The 16,498-nt window shown below is 75.4% G+C and carries 13 protein-coding genes; 10 read left to right on the forward strand and 3 right to left on the reverse strand.

The features are described from left to right. Window positions 1–314: 314 nt before the first annotated feature. From ABD994_RS05980 to ABD994_RS06005, 6 genes are all read left to right on the forward strand, one after another. Complete coding sequence (locus tag ABD994_RS05980) at window positions 315–905, forward strand: single-stranded DNA-binding protein (protein ID WP_345411753.1); 591 nt, start codon at window positions 315–317, stop codon at window positions 903–905. A gap of 51 nt (window positions 906–956) precedes the next feature. Then, window positions 957–2,633 (forward strand): energy-dependent translational throttle protein EttA, encoded by a 1,677-nt coding sequence (gene ettA, locus ABD994_RS05985; protein ID WP_345411755.1) that lies wholly within the window; start codon window positions 957–959, stop codon window positions 2,631–2,633. Between the two features lie 53 nt (window positions 2,634–2,686). Further along, a complete protein-coding gene (locus tag ABD994_RS05990) occupies window positions 2,687–5,020 on the forward strand; it encodes a hypothetical protein (RefSeq protein WP_345411757.1) in 2,334 nt (777 codons plus the stop codon). Between the two features lie 69 nt (window positions 5,021–5,089). Continuing rightward, window positions 5,090–10,042: an NAD-glutamate dehydrogenase gene (locus ABD994_RS05995; RefSeq protein WP_345411759.1), complete on the forward strand. Its 4,953-nt coding sequence runs from the start codon at window positions 5,090–5,092 to the stop codon at window positions 10,040–10,042. A 17-nt stretch (window positions 10,043–10,059) separates the two neighbouring features. Continuing rightward, complete coding sequence (locus ABD994_RS06000; RefSeq protein WP_345411761.1) at window positions 10,060–10,485, forward strand: acyl-CoA thioesterase; 426 nt, start codon at window positions 10,060–10,062, stop codon at window positions 10,483–10,485. Then, complete coding sequence (locus tag ABD994_RS06005) at window positions 10,482–11,057, forward strand: DUF8010 domain-containing protein (RefSeq protein ID WP_345411763.1); 576 nt, start codon at window positions 10,482–10,484, stop codon at window positions 11,055–11,057. Before ABD994_RS06000 ends, ABD994_RS06005 begins: the two co-directional genes overlap by 4 nt. Window positions 11,058–11,061: 4 nt before the next feature. On the opposite strand, the gene ABD994_RS06010 is transcribed toward ABD994_RS06005, so the two are convergent. From ABD994_RS06010 to ABD994_RS06020, 3 genes are read right to left on the reverse strand one after another with little or no spacing between them, the layout of a single operon-like run. Next, the gene (locus ABD994_RS06010) at window positions 11,062–11,757 is read right to left on the reverse strand and encodes a dienelactone hydrolase family protein (RefSeq protein WP_345411765.1); all 696 of its coding nucleotides are present in this window, start codon (window positions 11,755–11,757) and stop codon (window positions 11,062–11,064) included. Between the two features lie 10 nt (window positions 11,758–11,767). Beyond that, window positions 11,768–12,160: a globin gene (locus ABD994_RS06015; RefSeq protein WP_345411768.1), complete on the reverse strand. Its 393-nt coding sequence runs from the start codon at window positions 12,158–12,160 to the stop codon at window positions 11,768–11,770. Between the two features lie 58 nt (window positions 12,161–12,218). Continuing rightward, window positions 12,219–13,232: a mechanosensitive ion channel family protein gene (locus tag ABD994_RS06020; RefSeq protein ID WP_345412102.1), complete on the reverse strand. Its 1,014-nt coding sequence runs from the start codon at window positions 13,230–13,232 to the stop codon at window positions 12,219–12,221. Window positions 13,233–13,594: 362 nt separating this feature from the next. On the opposite strand from ABD994_RS06020, the gene ABD994_RS06025 reads away from it, so the two are divergent. Genes ABD994_RS06025 through ABD994_RS06040 form a run of 4 tightly spaced genes read left to right on the forward strand, consistent with a single transcriptional unit; the run spans window position 13,595 to window position 16,432 of the window. Further along, entirely contained in the window at window positions 13,595–14,179 is a 585-nt protein-coding gene (locus tag ABD994_RS06025) for an HNH endonuclease (RefSeq protein WP_425550035.1), read from the forward strand. A gap of 36 nt (window positions 14,180–14,215) precedes the next feature. Next, window positions 14,216–15,616, forward strand: coding sequence for an amidase (locus tag ABD994_RS06030; protein ID WP_345411774.1), 1,401 nt, complete (start codon window positions 14,216–14,218; stop codon window positions 15,614–15,616). 47 nt (window positions 15,617–15,663) lie between these two features. Then, window positions 15,664–15,918: an aa3-type cytochrome oxidase subunit CtaJ gene (gene ctaJ, locus ABD994_RS06035; protein WP_345411776.1), complete on the forward strand. Its 255-nt coding sequence runs from the start codon at window positions 15,664–15,666 to the stop codon at window positions 15,916–15,918. After that, on the forward strand, window positions 15,905–16,432 hold the full coding sequence (locus ABD994_RS06040; protein WP_345411779.1) for a DUF5130 family protein: 528 nt from the start codon (window positions 15,905–15,907) through the stop codon (window positions 16,430–16,432). The genes ctaJ and ABD994_RS06040 overlap by 14 nt, the downstream gene beginning before the upstream one ends. The last annotated feature ends 66 nt before the right edge of the window (window positions 16,433–16,498 follow it).

The following is a 16,498-nucleotide window of genomic DNA, read 5'->3' on the forward strand; positions in this document are numbered from 1 at the left end:
GACCGCCAGGTCGTGGGAGAGTAGGACACCGCCGGAACACCCGACCACCCCCACCAATCCACGGGGGAAATGTCACGAACCCGAGACGTCGTGCGACGTCTCGGGTTTTTTGTCGTCTCCAGCACGAGCCGTTCGGGGGCGTGGACTCCTCCGGCCGCCCGAGCCGACGGCGCAGCGCGGCACGCGCCCGTCCCCACCCCCGTCACCTGTCCACAGGCGGGCGGCTCGCGCTCGCACGGCCGCCGCCCCCGCGCCGATGCTGCTCGGGGCGGGCCGGGGAGCACCTCGGCCGCAGGGGCCGAGCGGAGGTCACGGTGAACGAGACGATGGTGACGGTGACGGGCAACGTCGCGGGGGACGTGGTGTCCCGGCGGGTGGGCGCCAACGAGGAGCACCTCCTGGTGACGTTCCGGGTGGCGAGCTCGGAGCGGCGCTGGGACAAGGCCTCGGAGTCGTGGGTCGACGGCGACCGCTTCACCGCGTCGGTGAACTGCTGGCGGCGCCTGGCCGAGGGTGCGATGGCGTCGCTGGTCAAGGGGGATCCCGTGGTCGTGTCCGGCCGGCTGTCGGTGCGCGAGTACGAGACCGAGGCCGGCCGGCGCTACATGACCGAGATCGCGGCCACGGCCGTGGGGCCGGACCTGGCCCGCTGCTCCGCACAGATCCGCCGCTGGCGACCCTCGGTAGTGGAGGGTGGTGACGGGGCCGTCACCGGCGAGAACGCCGCCGGTGGCGGTGAGGGCAGCGGCCCGTCGACCACGGCGCCCGGGTCGGCGCACGCCGCCGGCGACGGCTCGGAGGTCGGCACCGCCGACACCCCGACCGCCGGCCCCGTGGGGGCGACCAACGCCGGGGTCGCCGCGGGCGACCGCCGGCGGGGCGAGCCCTCGCTGGCGAGCGCCTGAACCGCCCCCGGGGCCGGTGGGCGCCGAGTCGTGGCAACTACCATCGTGGGCGTGGCTGAGTTCATCTACACCATGAAGAAGGTTCGCAAGGCCCATGGTGACAAGGTCATCCTCGACGACGTCACGCTGAACTTCCTGCCCGGCGCGAAGATCGGTGTCGTCGGCCCCAACGGGGCGGGCAAGTCGAGCGTTCTGCGGATCATGGCCGGACTCGACCAGGCCAACAACGGCGAGGCGTTCGCCGCCCCGGGCGCCAGCGTCGGCATCCTCCAGCAGGAGCCGCCGCTCAACGAGGAGAAGACGGTCCTCGGCAACGTCCAGGAGGGCGCGGGCGAGGTGGCCGAGAAGCTCGCGCGCTACAACGAGATCGCCGAGCTCATGGCCACCGACTACTCCGACGAGCTCATGGAGGAGATGGGCGCGCTCCAGGAGGACCTGGACACCGCGGACGCGTGGGACCTCGACTCCCAGCTCCAGCAGGCGATGGACGCGCTGCGCTGCCCGCCGGGCGACGAGCCGGTCACCCACCTCTCCGGTGGTGAGCGCCGCCGCGTGGCGCTCTGCAAGCTCCTGATCAGCAAGCCCGACCTGCTGCTGCTCGACGAGCCGACCAACCACCTCGACGCCGAGAGCGTGCAGTGGCTCGAGCAGCACCTGGCGAGCTACGAGGGCGCGGTGCTGGCCGTCACCCACGACCGGTACTTCCTCGACAACGTGGCCGAGTGGATCCTCGAGCTCGACCGCGGGCGGGCCTACCCGTACGAGGGCAACTACTCCACCTACCTCGAGAAGAAGGCCGAGCGCGTCGCCGTCCAGGGACGCAAGGACGCCAAGCTGCGCAAGCGCCTGGCCGACGAGCTCGCCTGGGTGCGCAGCGGGGCGAAGGCCCGGCAGGCCAAGAGCAAGTCGCGGCTCGCGCGCTACGAGGAGATGGCGGCGGAGGCGGAGAAGACCCGCAAGCTGGACTTCGAGGAGATCCAGATCCCGCCGGGTCCGCGCCTGGGCAACGTCGTGGTCGAGGTGAGCCACCTCGACAAGGGCTTCGACGACCGCCTGCTGATCAAGGATCTGTCGTTCACGCTGCCGCCGAACGGCATCGTCGGCGTCATCGGCCCGAACGGTGTCGGCAAGACGACGCTGTTCAAGACGATCGTCGGGATCGAGAAGCCGGACTCCGGCGACGTCCGGGTCGGTGACACGGTCAAGCTGTCGTACGTCGACCAGAACCGCGAGGGCCTCTCGGGCACCGACAACGTGTGGAAGGTCGTCTCCGACGGCCTCGACCACATCCAGGTCGGCCACGTCGAGATGCCCTCACGGGCCTACATCTCGGCGTTCGGCTTCAAGGGCCCGGACCAGCAGAAGCCGGTGAACGTGCTCTCCGGCGGCGAGCGGAACCGGCTCAACCTGGCGATGACGCTGAAGCAGGGCGGCAACCTCCTGCTCCTCGACGAGCCCACCAACGACCTCGACGTCGAGACGCTCTCGTCGCTCGAGAACGCGCTCGAGAACTTCCCGGGCTGCGCCGTGGTGGTCTCGCACGACCGCTGGTTCCTCGACCGCGTCTGCACCCACATCCTCGCGTGGGAGGGCACGGACGATCACCCGGCGTCGTGGTTCTGGTTCGAGGGCAACTTCGCGGACTACGAGGAGAACAAGATCGCCCGGCTCGGGCCCGACGCCGCACGCCCGCACCGGGTCACCCACCGCAAGCTGACCCGGGACTGAGGGGTCCGGGCGACGTGGAGGTGCCGGCGCGGCAGCCCGCTCCCGGGCTGAGCGTGAGCGCGATCCTGGAGGTCGCGGAGGGTCTGCGGTGGACCGATCCGCAGCTCTCGGTCGCGCTCGCCGAGCACGCCGCCCGGGCCGCCGGGGCCGACGTCGGTGTCCGGGGCGCGGCCGAGCGGTCCGCCGTGCTGGCCCTCGGCCAGTCCGACCGACCGGCCGAGCTCGTGGTCCGGGCCCTGCCGCACCTGCGCGAGGCCGAGAGCGACGGCCGGGCGACCGACGCGGCGGTCCTGCGGTGCGAGCTCGCCCGGGCCGCCGTGCGGTGCGGCGATCCCGGCGCGGCCGAGGCGCTGCTCGAGCCGCTCGCCGGCGGGCGGGTCCTCCCACCGACGGCACGGGCGGACGCCCTGGTGGCCTGGGCCGCCGCCCGTGCGGCGCTGCGCGACGTCGCGGGCGTCGACGCGGAGGCGCGCCAGGTGGAGGACGTCCTCGCCGAGGCGCCCGCCGACCCGCGCCGCGTGGCGGTCCAGCGGGCGCGGGCGCAGGCACGCCGGGTCTCGGCCGACGCGGCCGGCCCGGACGCGGTGCTCGGCGTCGCGACGGCCGCCCGCGGCGGGGACGGTGGCCACGAGGCGGCGCTCGCCCTCGCGGACCACGTCGACGTGCTCGCCGAGCTCGGGCGCCCCGACGAGGCCCGCGCGGCCGGCGCGCCCGCCCTGGCGACCACCCCCGGAGCGACCACCTCGCTGGCCCTCGGACGTGTGCGCTGCGCGCTGGCGCGCTGGGTGCACCTGCCGGCCGGGGATCTCGACACCGCCGACCGGCTGGCCCGGGAGGCCGAGGCCGACCTCGCCGCCCGGGGGCACGAGGCGCAGGTCGCCGAGGCGGTGGAGGTGCTCGCGGACGTCGCGGCGCGTCGCGGCGAGACGGACCGCGCCCTCGAGGAGGTGCGGCGGGCCCACCGGCACGCGACGGCTGCGCACGACGAGACGACGCGGGCCCGCATCGCGCTGGCCGTGGCCCTGGCGGCTCCCGACGACCGCCTCCCGGCGTCCGGCACGGGCCACTCCGCCGCCGCGGACGCGGCACCGGAGGCCGACCTGCCGTCGGTGATCCTGCCGGCCGGCCCCGTGGCCGACGACGGGCCCGACGGCTCCGACGACGGCAGGCTGCGGTCCGACGACGGGCCCGCACGGTTCGACGACCTCCCGGCTCCGTCCGACGGCGGGTTCGCTCCGCCCGAAGGCGAGGCCGAGTCGTCCGACACGTCGTGGATGGCCGCGTCGCTCGCGGCCCTCGACGCCGCCATCGCCGCGAGCGCCCGACCGCGCGCGCCCGCCGAGCCCGCGCCCGTCGCAGACGAGCCCCCGGAACCGTCGCAGCCCGCCGAGCCTTCGGCGGACCCGGACGTCCCGGCCGAGCCCCGCCGCCGGCGCTCGCGGTACCGCGAGGACGCCGAGCCCGACGGACTGCTGGCGGCGGCGCTCGCCGCCCGTGCCGGGGCCGCCGCGGAGGCGAACGGGACGAGCGCGGACGACGCCCGCGGGGCGGCCCCGGACGAGGACGGTGCCGCCGGCCACGAGCCGGCCGACGACGCCGCGGCGACCCGGAGCCGGCGACTGGCACGCGCCCGCGCGCGGTGGGAGACCAGGGACACATGGCTGTCCCGGCGTCCGGACGGCGCGGGCCGGGACGACGACGAGCGGGGCGGACCGTCGCCGGACCTCGGCGGCGACGACCTCACATCGTTCCGCACCGGGCCCTCCGCGCGGGACGACGCCGGCGGCCGCTCCGCGTGGGGCGACAGCAGCCGCGAGCCCGGCGACGATCTCCTCGCCCCGCGGGCCGACGACCGCGCCGTCGACCCGGACCCGGGACGCAACGGGCACGACGGCCACGACCGCCACGACCGCCACGACCGCCACGTCAACGGGCACCGCGACCACGACACGCACACCCCCAGCGGCGCCGCTCCGGACGCGGTGTCGGGGACGCCGTCCCCGGCACCCGCGCTCCCGGTGCTGTCCGCGCCGCCCCGCCCGGCCGGCGTCGACGACGAGTGGGCGCAGGAGCTGGCCCTGACGCTGGTGGACCTGCTCAGCGAGTACCAGGACCCCGGGGTCCCGCTCGGCACGACCCGCAGCCCCGGCATCCCCGCGGCGCCGCCCCCGGCCGCCGACCGCCCGCCGTCGGTCCGGCCGGCGGCCCCGAGCGGTCCGCCCGCCCGCTCCGACGGGCGCTCGTCCGCGCCGAACGGCGGCGTCCCGGCGGCCCGGGGCGACGGCGCCGAGCCGCGGCTGGCCGACCTCCTGGCGGAGGCGATGGACGTCTACCACGCGGCGGGATCGGCCGCCGGGCCCGCCGAGGACCGCCGGGCACGCCGGTGAGCATCGTTAGGGTGGTTCCGTGATCACTCCTCCGTGCCGTGGACGCCTCCGGCCGGGGAGGGCGACGGGATGACCGCGACCACCAGCTCCGGCCGGACGGGTGCCGACGCGACCGGCGGGTGGCCGACCGACCGGGCCGTGCTGCGCGCGGCGGCCGCCGAGGGGGACCCGCCGGATCCGGCGCTGGGGGAGCTGGCGGTCACCTACTTCGACCGCGTGCCCGACGACGAGCTCGTCGCGGACCCCGCGGACGCGCTCGCCACCGTGCGCGCCCACCGCAGCCTGGCGCGTCTGCGCGTGCCCGGGAAGCCGGTGACGGCGGTGCTGGACACCCCGGGGGTGGCGGAACGGATCTCGGTGCTCGTCGTCACCGACGACATGCCGTTCCTCATCGACTCGCTGCTCGCCGAGCTCGACCGCACCGGCGCGTCGGTGCACCGCGTCGTGCACCCCGTCGTGGTCGTGCGCCGCGACGTCCGCGGCGAGCTGCTCGACATCCTGCCGTGGGCGGACGCCGCGGCGCCGCCGCCGGGCACGGTGGCGGAGTCGTGGGTCAACATCGAGCTCGGCGACCTGCCCGGCTCCGATCCGGCACGCGACCTCGCCGCGGACCTGCACGCCCGGCTGTCGAGCGTGCTCACCGACGTCCGCGAGGTCGTCGAGGACGGCGACCGGATGGTGTCCACCGCCCGCGGGCTCGCCGACGAGCTGGCGGCCGCCGTCGGCGAGGACGACGGCCCCGAGGTCGTCGACACCGTCGCGCTGCTGCGCTGGTTCGCGCAGGGCAACCTGATCTTCCTCGGCTACCGCCGGCAGGAGGTCGTCGACACCCCGGAGGGGCCGGCGCTGCGCGGGGTCCTGGCGTCCGGGCTGGGCGTCCTGCGCCGGGACAGCCTGGTCGCGCGCACCCTCACCGCGAGCCCGGACAGCGTGGGGCCGGCCGGCACGGCCGGCGACCCGACGCCGCGGCGCCTGCTGGTGCTGACCCGCGCGAGCGCCCGGAGCACCGTGCACCGCCCGGAGCACCCGCTCTACGTCGGCGTGAGCATCCACGACGAGGAGGGCCGCCTGGTCGGGGAGCACCGGTTCCTCGGCATCCTCACCGTCGCCGCCCGGCACGCCGACGTGCTCGGCATCCCCGTGGTCTCGCGGCGCGTGCACGACGTCGTCGCCGAGACCGGGCTGCCGGTGGACTCGTGGTCCGGCCAGCGCCTCCTCGAGGTGCTGCAGACCTACCCGCGCGCGGAGCTGCTGTGCACCGACCGCGCGTCGCTGGAGGCGACCGCCACCGGCGTGCTGGACCTCGCCGAGCGGCGCCGCGTGCGGCTGTTCCTGCGCCGCGACCCGTACGGCCGCTACTTCTCCTGCATGATCTACCTGCCGCGCGACCGCTACACCACCGCGGCCCGCACGCTCATGCAGGACGTCCTCATGCGCGAGCTGCACGGCACCGACCTCGAGCACACCGCGCGCGTCACCGAGGACCAGCTCGCGCTCCTGCACGTCACCGTGCACACCGGGCGCGAGGAGCCGGTGACGCCCGACCTGGAGGCGCTCACCCACGAGCTCGCCGAGGCCGCGCGCACGTGGTCGGACCGCCTGCGCGAGCACGCGACCGGCGAGGAGCGCGCCGTTCTGGCGACCATCGGCGAGCCGTTCGCCGAGTCGTACAAGGAGGACTTCGGTCCGGAGCGCGGCCTGCTGGACCTGCGGGTCCTCGACGGCCTGACGGTCGCGGGCGACGACGGGCCGGGCCGGGACACCGCGGTGCGGCTCTACCACCCGACGAACCCCGACGCGGGCGACCGCCGGCTCAAGCTCTACCTCGCCGGCCGCCGCGCGACGCTGTCGTCGGTGCTGCCGGCGCTGCAGTCGCTGGGCGTGGTCGTGGTCGACGAGCGCCCGTACGAGGTCACCCGCAGCGACGGCGTCACCTGCTGGATCAACGACTTCGGCCTGCGGCTCGGCACCACCGACACCGTCGACGCCGTGCCGCCGGGCACCGAGCAGGACCTCACCGAGCGGTTCGCCGAGGCCTTCGACGTCGTCTGGACCGGCCGTGTCGGCGCCGACGGGTTCAACGCCCTCGTGCTGCGCGCCGGCCTGACGTGGCGGCAGGCCGCGGTGCTGCGCGCGTTCTCCCGCTACCAGCGCCAGATCGGCAGCCCGTACGGGCAGAGCTACATCACCGAGGTGGTGAACGCCCACTGCGACGTGGCCGTGGGCCTGGTGGAGCTGTTCGAGGCGCGGTTCGACCCGGCGCTCCCGGTGGGCGAGCGGGACCGGCGGGTCGCGGAGGTCGACGCCCGCGTCACCGCCGCCATCGCCGAGGTCACCAGCCTCGACGCCGACCGCATCCTGCGCTCGCTGCTCGGGGTGGTGCGGGCGACGCTGCGCACCAACTTCTTCCGGCGCGACGAGCAGGGCCACCCGCGCCCGTTCCTCGCGCTGAAGCTCGACCCGGCGCAGGTGCCGGGCGTCCCGGAGCCGGTGCCGGCTATCGAGACTTTCGTGCACTCCGCCCGCGTCGAGGGCGTGCACCTGCGCTTCGGCGCGATCGCGCGCGGCGGTCTGCGCTGGTCGGACCGCCTGCAGGACTACCGCACCGAGATCCTGGGCCTGGTCAAGGCACAAGCGGTGAAGAACGCGGTGATCGTGCCCGTCGGTGCGAAGGGCGGGTTCGTGGTCAAGCGGCCGCCGGCCCCGACGGGCGACGCCGGTGCGGACCGCGAGGCCCAGCGGGCGGAGGGCGTGGCCTGCTACCGCATGTTCATCGCCGGCCTGCTCGACCTCGTCGACGACCGCGCCGGCCACGCGGCGGACTCCGCGGTGCGCACCCCGGCCGACGTCGTGCGCTACGACGGCGACGACCCGTACCTCGTGGTGGCGGCGGACAAGGGCACGGCGACGTTCTCCGACACGGCCAACGCCGTCGCCGGCGAGTACGGCTTCTGGCTGGGCGACGCGTTCGCCTCGGGCGGCTCGGTGGGCTACGACCACAAGGCCATGGGCATCACTGCCCGCGGCGCGTGGGAGAGCGTGCGGCGGCACTTCCGCGAGCTCGACCGCGACCTCGCGACCGACGAGATCACCGTGGTCGGCGTCGGCGACATGTCCGGCGACGTCTTCGGCAACGGCATGCTGCTCTCCGAGCACCTGCGGATCGTCGCGGCGTTCGACCACCGGCACGTGTTCCTCGACCCCGACCCGGACCCGGCGGTGTCGTTCGCGGAGCGCCGGCGGCTGTTCGAGCTGCCGCGCTCGTCCTGGGCGGACTACGACACCTCGCTGATCAGCGAGGGTGGCGGGGTCTACCCCCGCACGATGAAGGCGATCCCGGTCTCGCCGGAGGTGGCCCGGGCGCTCGGCACCGAGCCCGGCGAGGTCGACCCGCCGACGCTGGTGCGCGCGGTGCTGCGCGCCCCGGTGGACCTGCTGTGGAACGGCGGCATCGGCACCTACGTCAAGGCGTCGGGCGAGACCCACGCGGACGTCGGCGACAAGGGCAACGACGCGGTGCGCGTCGACGGCGACGAGCTGCGGGTCAAGGTCGTCGGCGAGGGCGGCAACCTGGGGCTCACCCAGCTCGGGCGCATCGAGTACGCGCGCCACGGCGGCAAGGTCAACACCGACGCGGTGGACAACAGCGCTGGGGTCGACTGTTCCGACCACGAGGTCAACATCAAGATCCTGCTCGACTCGCTGGTGGAGCGGGGCGAGCTCGCGGCCCACGAGCGCGACGAGCAGATCGCGGCCACCACCGACGACGTCGCCGCCCTGGTGCTGGCCGACAACGTCGCGCAGAACGAGGTGCTGGGCGTCTCGCGCGCGCACGCGGCCGGGATGATGCACGTCCACCGCGACCTCGTCGCCGACCTCGAGGCGCGCGGCCGGCTCGACCGCGAACTCGACGTGCTGCCCGACGACGAGGGCTTCGCGGCGCGCATGGCCGAGGACGAGGGCCTGTCGAGCCCGGAGCTGTGCACGCTGATGGCGCACGTCAAGCTCGACCTCACCGACGCGCTGGCGGACTCCGAGCTGCCGGACCTCGACGTGTTCACCCGGCGGCTGCCGGCCTACTTCCCGCCGGCGCTCGCGGAGAGCTACCCGGAGGCCGTGGCCGTGCACCCGCTGCGGCGCCAGATCGTCACCACGATGCTGTCGAACACCGTCGTCGACGGCGGCGGGCTGTCGTACGTGTTCCGGCTGGTGGCCGAGGTCGCGGCGAGCCCGGCGGACGCGGTGCGGGCGTACCACGTCGCCACGGGGGTGTTCGGGCTCGACGAGCTCGCCGCCGACCTCGCGGCGGCGGACGTCTCGGCCTACCTCGCCGACCGCCTTACGCTGCAGGCGCGCCGCCAGCTCGACCGCGTGGCCCGCTGGTTCCTCACCCGGCGCCCGCAGCCGCTGGCGGTGGGGGCGGAGATCCACCGGTACTCGCGGGCGATGGCGCTGCTCGGTCCGAAGGTGCCCGAGCTGCTGCGCGGGCAGGAGGCCGAGGGCCTGACCCGCCGCGTCCGCGACTACACGATCGCCGGCGCGCCCGCGGACCTCGCCCGGCGCGCGGTCGGCGGGCTCTACGCGTTCGGGGTGCTCGACATCGCCGACGTCGTCGAGATCGCCGAGCGCGAGCAGGGCGGTGTGCACGTCGACGACGGTGAGGTCACCGACGACGAGGTGCTCGCCGTCGCCGAGCTGTACTACGCGCTCTCCGAGCACCTCGGTCTCGACGCGCTGCTCACCGCGGTGGCCGCGCTGGACCGCACCGACCGCTGGCACGCGCTGGCACGGCTGTCGCTGCGCGACGAGCTGTACTCGTCGCTGCGGGCGATCACCCTCGACGTGCTCGCCGACACGAGCTCCGACGAGTCGGCCGACGAGAAGATCGAGCACTGGGAGCAGGCCAACGCCTCGCGGCTCATGCGGGCGCGCACGGCGCTCGCCGAGATCGCCGACCAGGGCCGTGCCGACCTGGCGACCGTGTCGGTCGCCGCCCGCCAGATCCGCAGCATGGTCCGTTAGCAGGAGGTACGAGACGCGTGGCGCCCTACGTCAACGACGTCGCGGTCCGCTGGTCCGACCAGGACGCCTACGGGCACGTCAACCACGCCCGCGTGGTCACGCTGCTCGAGGACGCCCGCACCGGGCTGCTGTTCGACGCCGCCACCCGCGCCGGGGTGGCGGCGTTCGAGGCGGGCCTGCTCGTCGCGGCGCTCGAGGTCCGCTACCGGCGCCCGATCCCGTGGACGCCGGCGGGGGTGCGGGTGGCGATGACCGCACAGGACGTCAGGGCGGCGTCGTTCCAGGTCGCCTACCGGCTGCTGCTGCCCGGCGACGGCGGCTTCGACGAGGCCAAGCCCGCCGTCACCGCGACCACGCAGCTCGTGCCCTACGACCTGGCGACCTCGCGGCCCCGGCGGCTCACCGGCGAGGAACAGCAGTTCCTGGCGGAGTACACGGAGTGACCCTCGGGATTCCCGACGCCGCGCACCGTGCGGCACTCGCCGACGTCGTCGGGCGGGTGGTGCGTCTGGATCCCGCGGTCGCGGTGCGGCTGCGGGCCACGCCGGACGGCGTCGGGCTGTGGGCGGCGACGCCGTTCGACGTGCTCGTCGCGGCCGGGGTACCGGGACGTGTCCATCCGTCCGACGTCACGGTGGTCGGCTCGGACCTGCTGGCCGCGCTGAGCGTCGTCGACGCCCCGGAGCTCGACCCCGGCGCGCCGGTGGACGACCGGTGGCGCGGAGCGCTGCCGCCCGTCGGGCCGTGGCGCGGAGTGGGGGAGGTGCCGGCCGCCGCGGTGGACGACGCGGTGGCGGGCGGCGCGCTCGACGACACGGCGTGGGAGCACGACGGCGTGCGGGTGCCGGCACGCTGCCTGGTCGCCGTCGCCGGGATGGGGTGGTCCGACGACGGCGGGCCGGTGCCGGTGGAGCTCTCCGACGACGGTGCGTGGCTGCGCCTCGTCGCCGGGCCGCCCGCCGTCGGCGCCGGGATCGTCCGCCATCGCCGCCCCCGGCTGTCGCTCCTGACGTGAGGCGTCAGCCGAGGTTCTCGCGCAGGAAGTCGCGGGTGGCGCTCCACGCCTTGAGGGCCTGCTCGGGGTCGTAGGTGCCCAGGTGGTTCTCGTCGTTGAAGAACGCGTGCCCGGACGGGTAGATGCGGAAGTCGGGGCGGACGCCGGACTCGGCCTCGATGCGCTCGGCCAGCTCCTCGACGGCCTCCGGCGGAGCCATGTCGTCCTCCTCGCCGAAGTGGCCGAGCAGGGGCGCGGAGAGGTTCGCGAAGCTGGGGTAGTCCTCGCCCAGCACGCCGTAGAACGGCACCGCCGCGCCGATCTTGTCGCCCTGCTGCGCGGCGAGGACCAGCACGAACCCACCGCCCATGCAGAACCCGACGGCGCCGACCTTGCCCCCGACGACGGCCTCGCGGGCGAGCAGGAAGTCGACGGCGCCGCCGAGGTCGGTGGCCGCCCGGTCGACCGGGAGCTCCTGCATGAGCCGGCCGGCCTCGTCGGCGTCGTGGGTGGTGGCGCCGCCGTAGAGGTCGGGGGCCAGCGCGACGAAGCCCTCCGCGGCGAGGCGGTTGGTGACGTCGGCGATGTGGCTCGTGAGACCCCACCACTCCTGGATGACGATGACGCCCGGCCCCGAGCCGGACTCCGGCAGCGCGAGGTAGCCGTGCGCCGTGCGTCCGTTGCTCGGGAAGCTGACGTTCTGGAGCGGGTTGTCGGCCATGATCGCGTTCCTACCAGGCCTTGTTCATCATGCTCGTCGCCGCCATCTCGAAGTACTCCCACATCTGCCGGCGGCGTTCGTCGGGCAGGTCGGCCTCGTCGACGGCGACGCGCATGCAGCGCAGCCACGCGTCGCGCTCGAGGGGCCCGATGGGGAACGGGCCGTGGCGCATGCGCAGACGGGGGTGCCCGCGCTGGTGGGAGTAGGTCTGGGGACCGCCCCAGTACTGCTCGAGGAACATCAGCAGGCGCTGCTCGGCCGGGCCCAGGTCCTCCTCGGGGTAGAGGGGACGCAGGACGGGGTCGTCGGCGACCTGCTCGTAGAAGCGGTGCACGATCGCCACGAACGTCTCGTGCCCGCCCACGGCCTCGTAGAAGGTCTCCGGTGTCCGTGGTGCGCTCACCCGGTCAGTGTCCCGGATCCCGCGCGGCCCGTCAGACGGCCGGGGTCGGACGGCCGGGTCAGACGGCTGGGGTGCCGGGTCCGGCGACCCCGGGCCGCCCGGCGAACGGGTACGGCGCGGGGACGCCGGCGTCGTCGAGCGCCGACTTCACCTCGGCGGCCACCGCGCGCTGCACCGCCCACTGCTCGCCGGGCCGGGTGCGGATCGTCAGGCGCAGCAGCACGCCCTCCGCGGTGACCGACTGGACGCCGAGCATCTCCGGGGGTGCGATCACCTTCGCCGCGATCTTCTCCTCCGCGCACTCGGTGATCGCCGCGCGCTCGGCGATCTCGATGGCCTCGTCGACGTCGGCGGAGTGGCCGACGGGGATGTCGACGACGGCGACCGAGTAGCCCTGGCTCGAGTTGCCCACGCGCAGGACCTCGCCGTTGCGGACGTACCAGACCGTGCCCGCGATGTCCCGCAGCGTCGTGACCCGCAGGCCGACCGCCTCGACCGTGCCGGTCGCCTCGCCCAGGTCGACGACGTCGCCGACGCCGTACTGGTCCTCGAGCATCATGAAGATGCCGGACAGGAAGTCGCGCACGAGGTTCTGCGCGCCGAAGCCGATGGCGACGCCGACGATGCCCGCCGACGCGATGATCGGGGCGAGGTTGACCCCGAACTCCCCGAGGACCAGCACGAACGCGACCCCGTAGATCAGGATCGTCGAGAACGAGCGCAGTACCGACCCGATGGCCTGCGCCCGCTGCGCGCGACGCTCGACCATGAGGGGAGCGGCGTCGCGCAGCGTGCGCACGGCCCGGTCGCGCAGCGGGCGCAGCAACGTCGGGACGCGGCCCTGGCCGGCGCCGGCGGTCAGCCGGTTGATCGCCCGGTGGACGGCGAAGCGCAGGACCACCGCGACCACGAGGATCAGCAGCACGACCACGCCGTGCCCGACGAGCTCGTCGGCGGAGCGCGAGAGCCAGTCGGTCTGGGTGAGCTGGTAGACCCGGGCGCAGAGCGAGCCCTGGTCGGTGGCGCAGGCCGGCGCCTGCACCGGCAGCGGTGACGAGAGCGGCGACGACAGGTCCGGCGTGGGCGTCGTGGTGACCGGGGTGGTGGTCGTCGGGGGCGGGGTCGGCAACGGCACCGTCACGGCATCCGACGGTAGAGCACCCGGCGGCGGGGGCCGCCGGGGCCGCCGGGGCGGCCGATCGGACGGGCGCCCGCCGGGGGATGACACGCCCGTGACGCACCGGCGACGCGCCGGTGCGCTCGGTGAGAACACCCGTGCGGACCGGCCCGTTGTGTGGTCGACTGGGTCCTACTCTCCCGGGAGGTGGTCGTGTGCACGAACGACAACCCGGCAGCGTGACTCCGCTGGTCAGCGAGGTCCCGCCCACCACCGCGCCGCACAGCGCGTCCGACCCTCCCGATCCCGTCCCCGAACTGACCGTCGCTCCCCCGCTCCTCACCGACTCCTCGCACCCGCCCACCCCGCCGCCGCCGTCGCCGCCGTGGGGCCGCCGCCGGGTCCTGCTCCTCAACGCCACCTTCGAGCCCCTGACCGCGCTGCCCCTCCGGCGCGCGATCGTCCTGCTGGTCTGCGGCAAGGCCGAGGTGGTGCACGGCGACGCCGCCGGGCTCGTGCTGCACTCGGCCACCGGCGCGGTCGAGGTCCCGTCCGTCATCCGGCTCGTCGCGTACGTGCGGGTGCCCTACCGCGCCCGGGTGCCGCTCACGCGGGCCGCGCTCATGCACCGCGACCGCTTCCGGTGCGCCTACTGCGGCGGACGCGCGGAGACCATCGACCACGTCGTGCCCCGCAGCCGCGGCGGCACGCACACGTGGGAGAACTGCGTCGCGTGCTGCGCGCGCTGCAACCACAAGAAGGCGGACAAGCTGCTCGCCGAGCTCGGGTGGCCGCTGCGCACCATGCCCACCGCGCCCCGCGGGCGGCACTGGCGCCTGCTCGCCGGGCTCGTCGACGCCGACCCGCTGTGGCTGCCGTACCTGGGGGAGACGGCGGCCTGAGCGGGGCCTGCGCCCGTGCGGCAGCATGGGCCAACCGTGAGCGATCTCCACGAGCTGACGGCCCTCGAGACCGCCGCGGCGGTCCGGCGCGGCGACGTCACGGTCGTCGAGGTCGTCGAGGCGGCGCTGGCCCGGGCCGAACGTCTCGGTCCGGCGCTGGGGGCGTTCAGCGTGCTGACGCCGGACCGGGCGCTCGACGCGGCCCGCGCGCTGGACCGGCACCGTCCCGCGGGCCCGCTGGCCGGCGTGCCCACGGCCGTGAAGGACCTGACGGCGACCGCCGGGATCCCGACGGCGCGGGGTTCGGTAGTCCACGCCGGGCACGTCCCCGACCGCGACGACGACGTCGTCGGTCTCCTGCGCGACGCCGGGACGGTCAGCATCGGCAAGACCGCGGTGCCCGAGTTCGGCCTGCCCTGCTACACCGAGCCCGCGGGTGCCCCACCGGCGGTCACGCCGTGGGACCGCACGCGGTCGGCCGGCGGCTCGTCGGGCGGGGCCGCGGCGGCGGTCGCCGCGGGGATCCTGCCCGTCGCCCACGGCACCGACGGCGGCGGCTCGGTCCGCATCCCCGCCGCGGTCTGCGGGCTCGTCGGGCTGAAGACGACCCGCGGGCGCGTCCCGCAGGGACCGGCGGGCGGGGACCCGGCCGGCATGTCGGTGCACGGGCCGATCGCGCGGACCGTCGCCGACGCCGCCGCGCTGCTCGACGCGATGGCGCGGCCGTCGCCGGGGGAGCCGTTCGTGCCGGCCACGCCGCCCGCCGGGGGCTACCTCGCCGCGGCCGCCCGCGACCCGGGTCGGCGCCGGATCGCGCTCGCGGTCGACCCGCCGATCGACGCCACTGTCGTCGACCCGGCATGCCGTCGGGCCGCGGAGGAGACGGGCGCGCTCCTGGCCGAGCTCGGGCACGAGGTCGAGCCCGTGGCGCTGCGGCTGCCCGACGCGGGCGTCGAGGCGTTCCTCGTGCTGTGGAAGGTCCTGTCGCTCGGCGACCCCGTCGACCCGGCCGACGAGCCCCGCCTCCAGCCGCTCACGCGCTGGCTGCGGGCCCGCGGCCGCGAGTACGGCGGGATGGCGGCGATGGCCGCGCTGCAGACGGTGCACGTCGTCACCCGGGCGATGGTCGCGGAGCGCGCGGGCTTCGACGCCGTGCTCACCCCCACCGTCGCCCTGCCGCCCCGCCCGGTCGGGTGGTTCACCGACGGCGGCGACCCGGCCGAGGACTTCGCCCGCCAGGTCGCGTTCACGCCCTGGACCGCGATCGCCAACCTCACCGGCGAGCCCGCGATCTCGCTGCCGCTGTCGTGGGCGGACGGCCTGCCGATCGGCGTCTCGCTGCGCGGGCGGCGCGGTGAGGAGGACGTGCTGCTCGCGCTCGGCGCGCAGCTGGAGGCCGCGCGGCCGTGGTCCCACCGGCGCCCGCCCGTGGTGTGACGTCCTACGACGGGACGTCGTGGACCCCATCCACTACGGTGCTGCGCGTGAGCCCGCTGACCACGATCCTGCTCTACGTGGTGGCGCCGGTCGGGGGATTCCTCCTCATCGCGGCGGCCACCCTGATCCGCCCGTCCTCGCGCGGCGCGCGCTACCGCTCGGGCGACGAGTGGGACCACGAGCCGTTGTGGTGGATGGGCAACCCCCGCGGCTCCGGCGTCGCCGGGCCGACCGTCGAGGCCGTGCCCGCCGGCCCGGCCGCCGAGCACACCGCCCGAGGAGGCGCTCGTGGCACGTGGTGAGGTCGTCCCCGCCGGGCAGGACGCGCCGGGGGAGACCACCCGGCTGACCAGCGGCCCCGGCATCCTCGAGGACCCGGTCGTCGGGGAGGCGCGCGTCGCGACGGCGTCGGGCCGCATCTCCGAGGCGTCCGACGTCCTCGCCGAGGACTCCCGCACGCCGTTCACGTCGTCCCAGCTCTCCCGCCTCGACGAGGCCCTGACGCTGGCCTGCCGCGAGACCGGGCTGCTGTTCACGCTCTACGTCGGCGCGCTCGGCATCCGGTCCCGCGAGCGCGCCGAGGAGCTGCACGCGTCGCTGGGCGACCGCGCGGCGGAGTCGGTCGTCGTCGCGGTGTCGCCGGGCGAGCGCGTCGTCGAGGTCGTCACCGGCGCCGAGTCCAGCCGCCGCATCGACGACCGCGGCGCCAAGCTCGCCGTGATGAGCATGGTCGCGTCGTTCAAGGAGTCCGACCTCGTCGGCGGCATGGTCGAGGGCCTGACGATGCTCGCCGACCAGGCGGGCCACGCGCACTAGGCCGTCCGGCCCGCCCCCCTCGGAAACGAACGGCGCTCTCGCTGCTTCGGAAGCAGCGAGAGCGCC

The organism is Actinomycetospora chlora (assembly GCF_039542135.1).
GTDB lineage: Bacteria > Actinomycetota > Actinomycetes > Mycobacteriales > Pseudonocardiaceae > Actinomycetospora > Actinomycetospora chlora.

Bases quoted from the DNA above. Each gene is read 5' to 3' on its own strand.
- ABD994_RS05995 (WP_345411759.1), top strand. From the start codon at position 5,090: ATGACCGCGACCACCAGCTCCGGCCGGACGGGTGCCGACGCGACCGGC.
- ABD994_RS06010 (WP_345411765.1), bottom strand. From the start codon at position 11,757: ATGGCCGACAACCCGCTCCAGAACGTCAGCTTCCCGAGCAACGGACGC.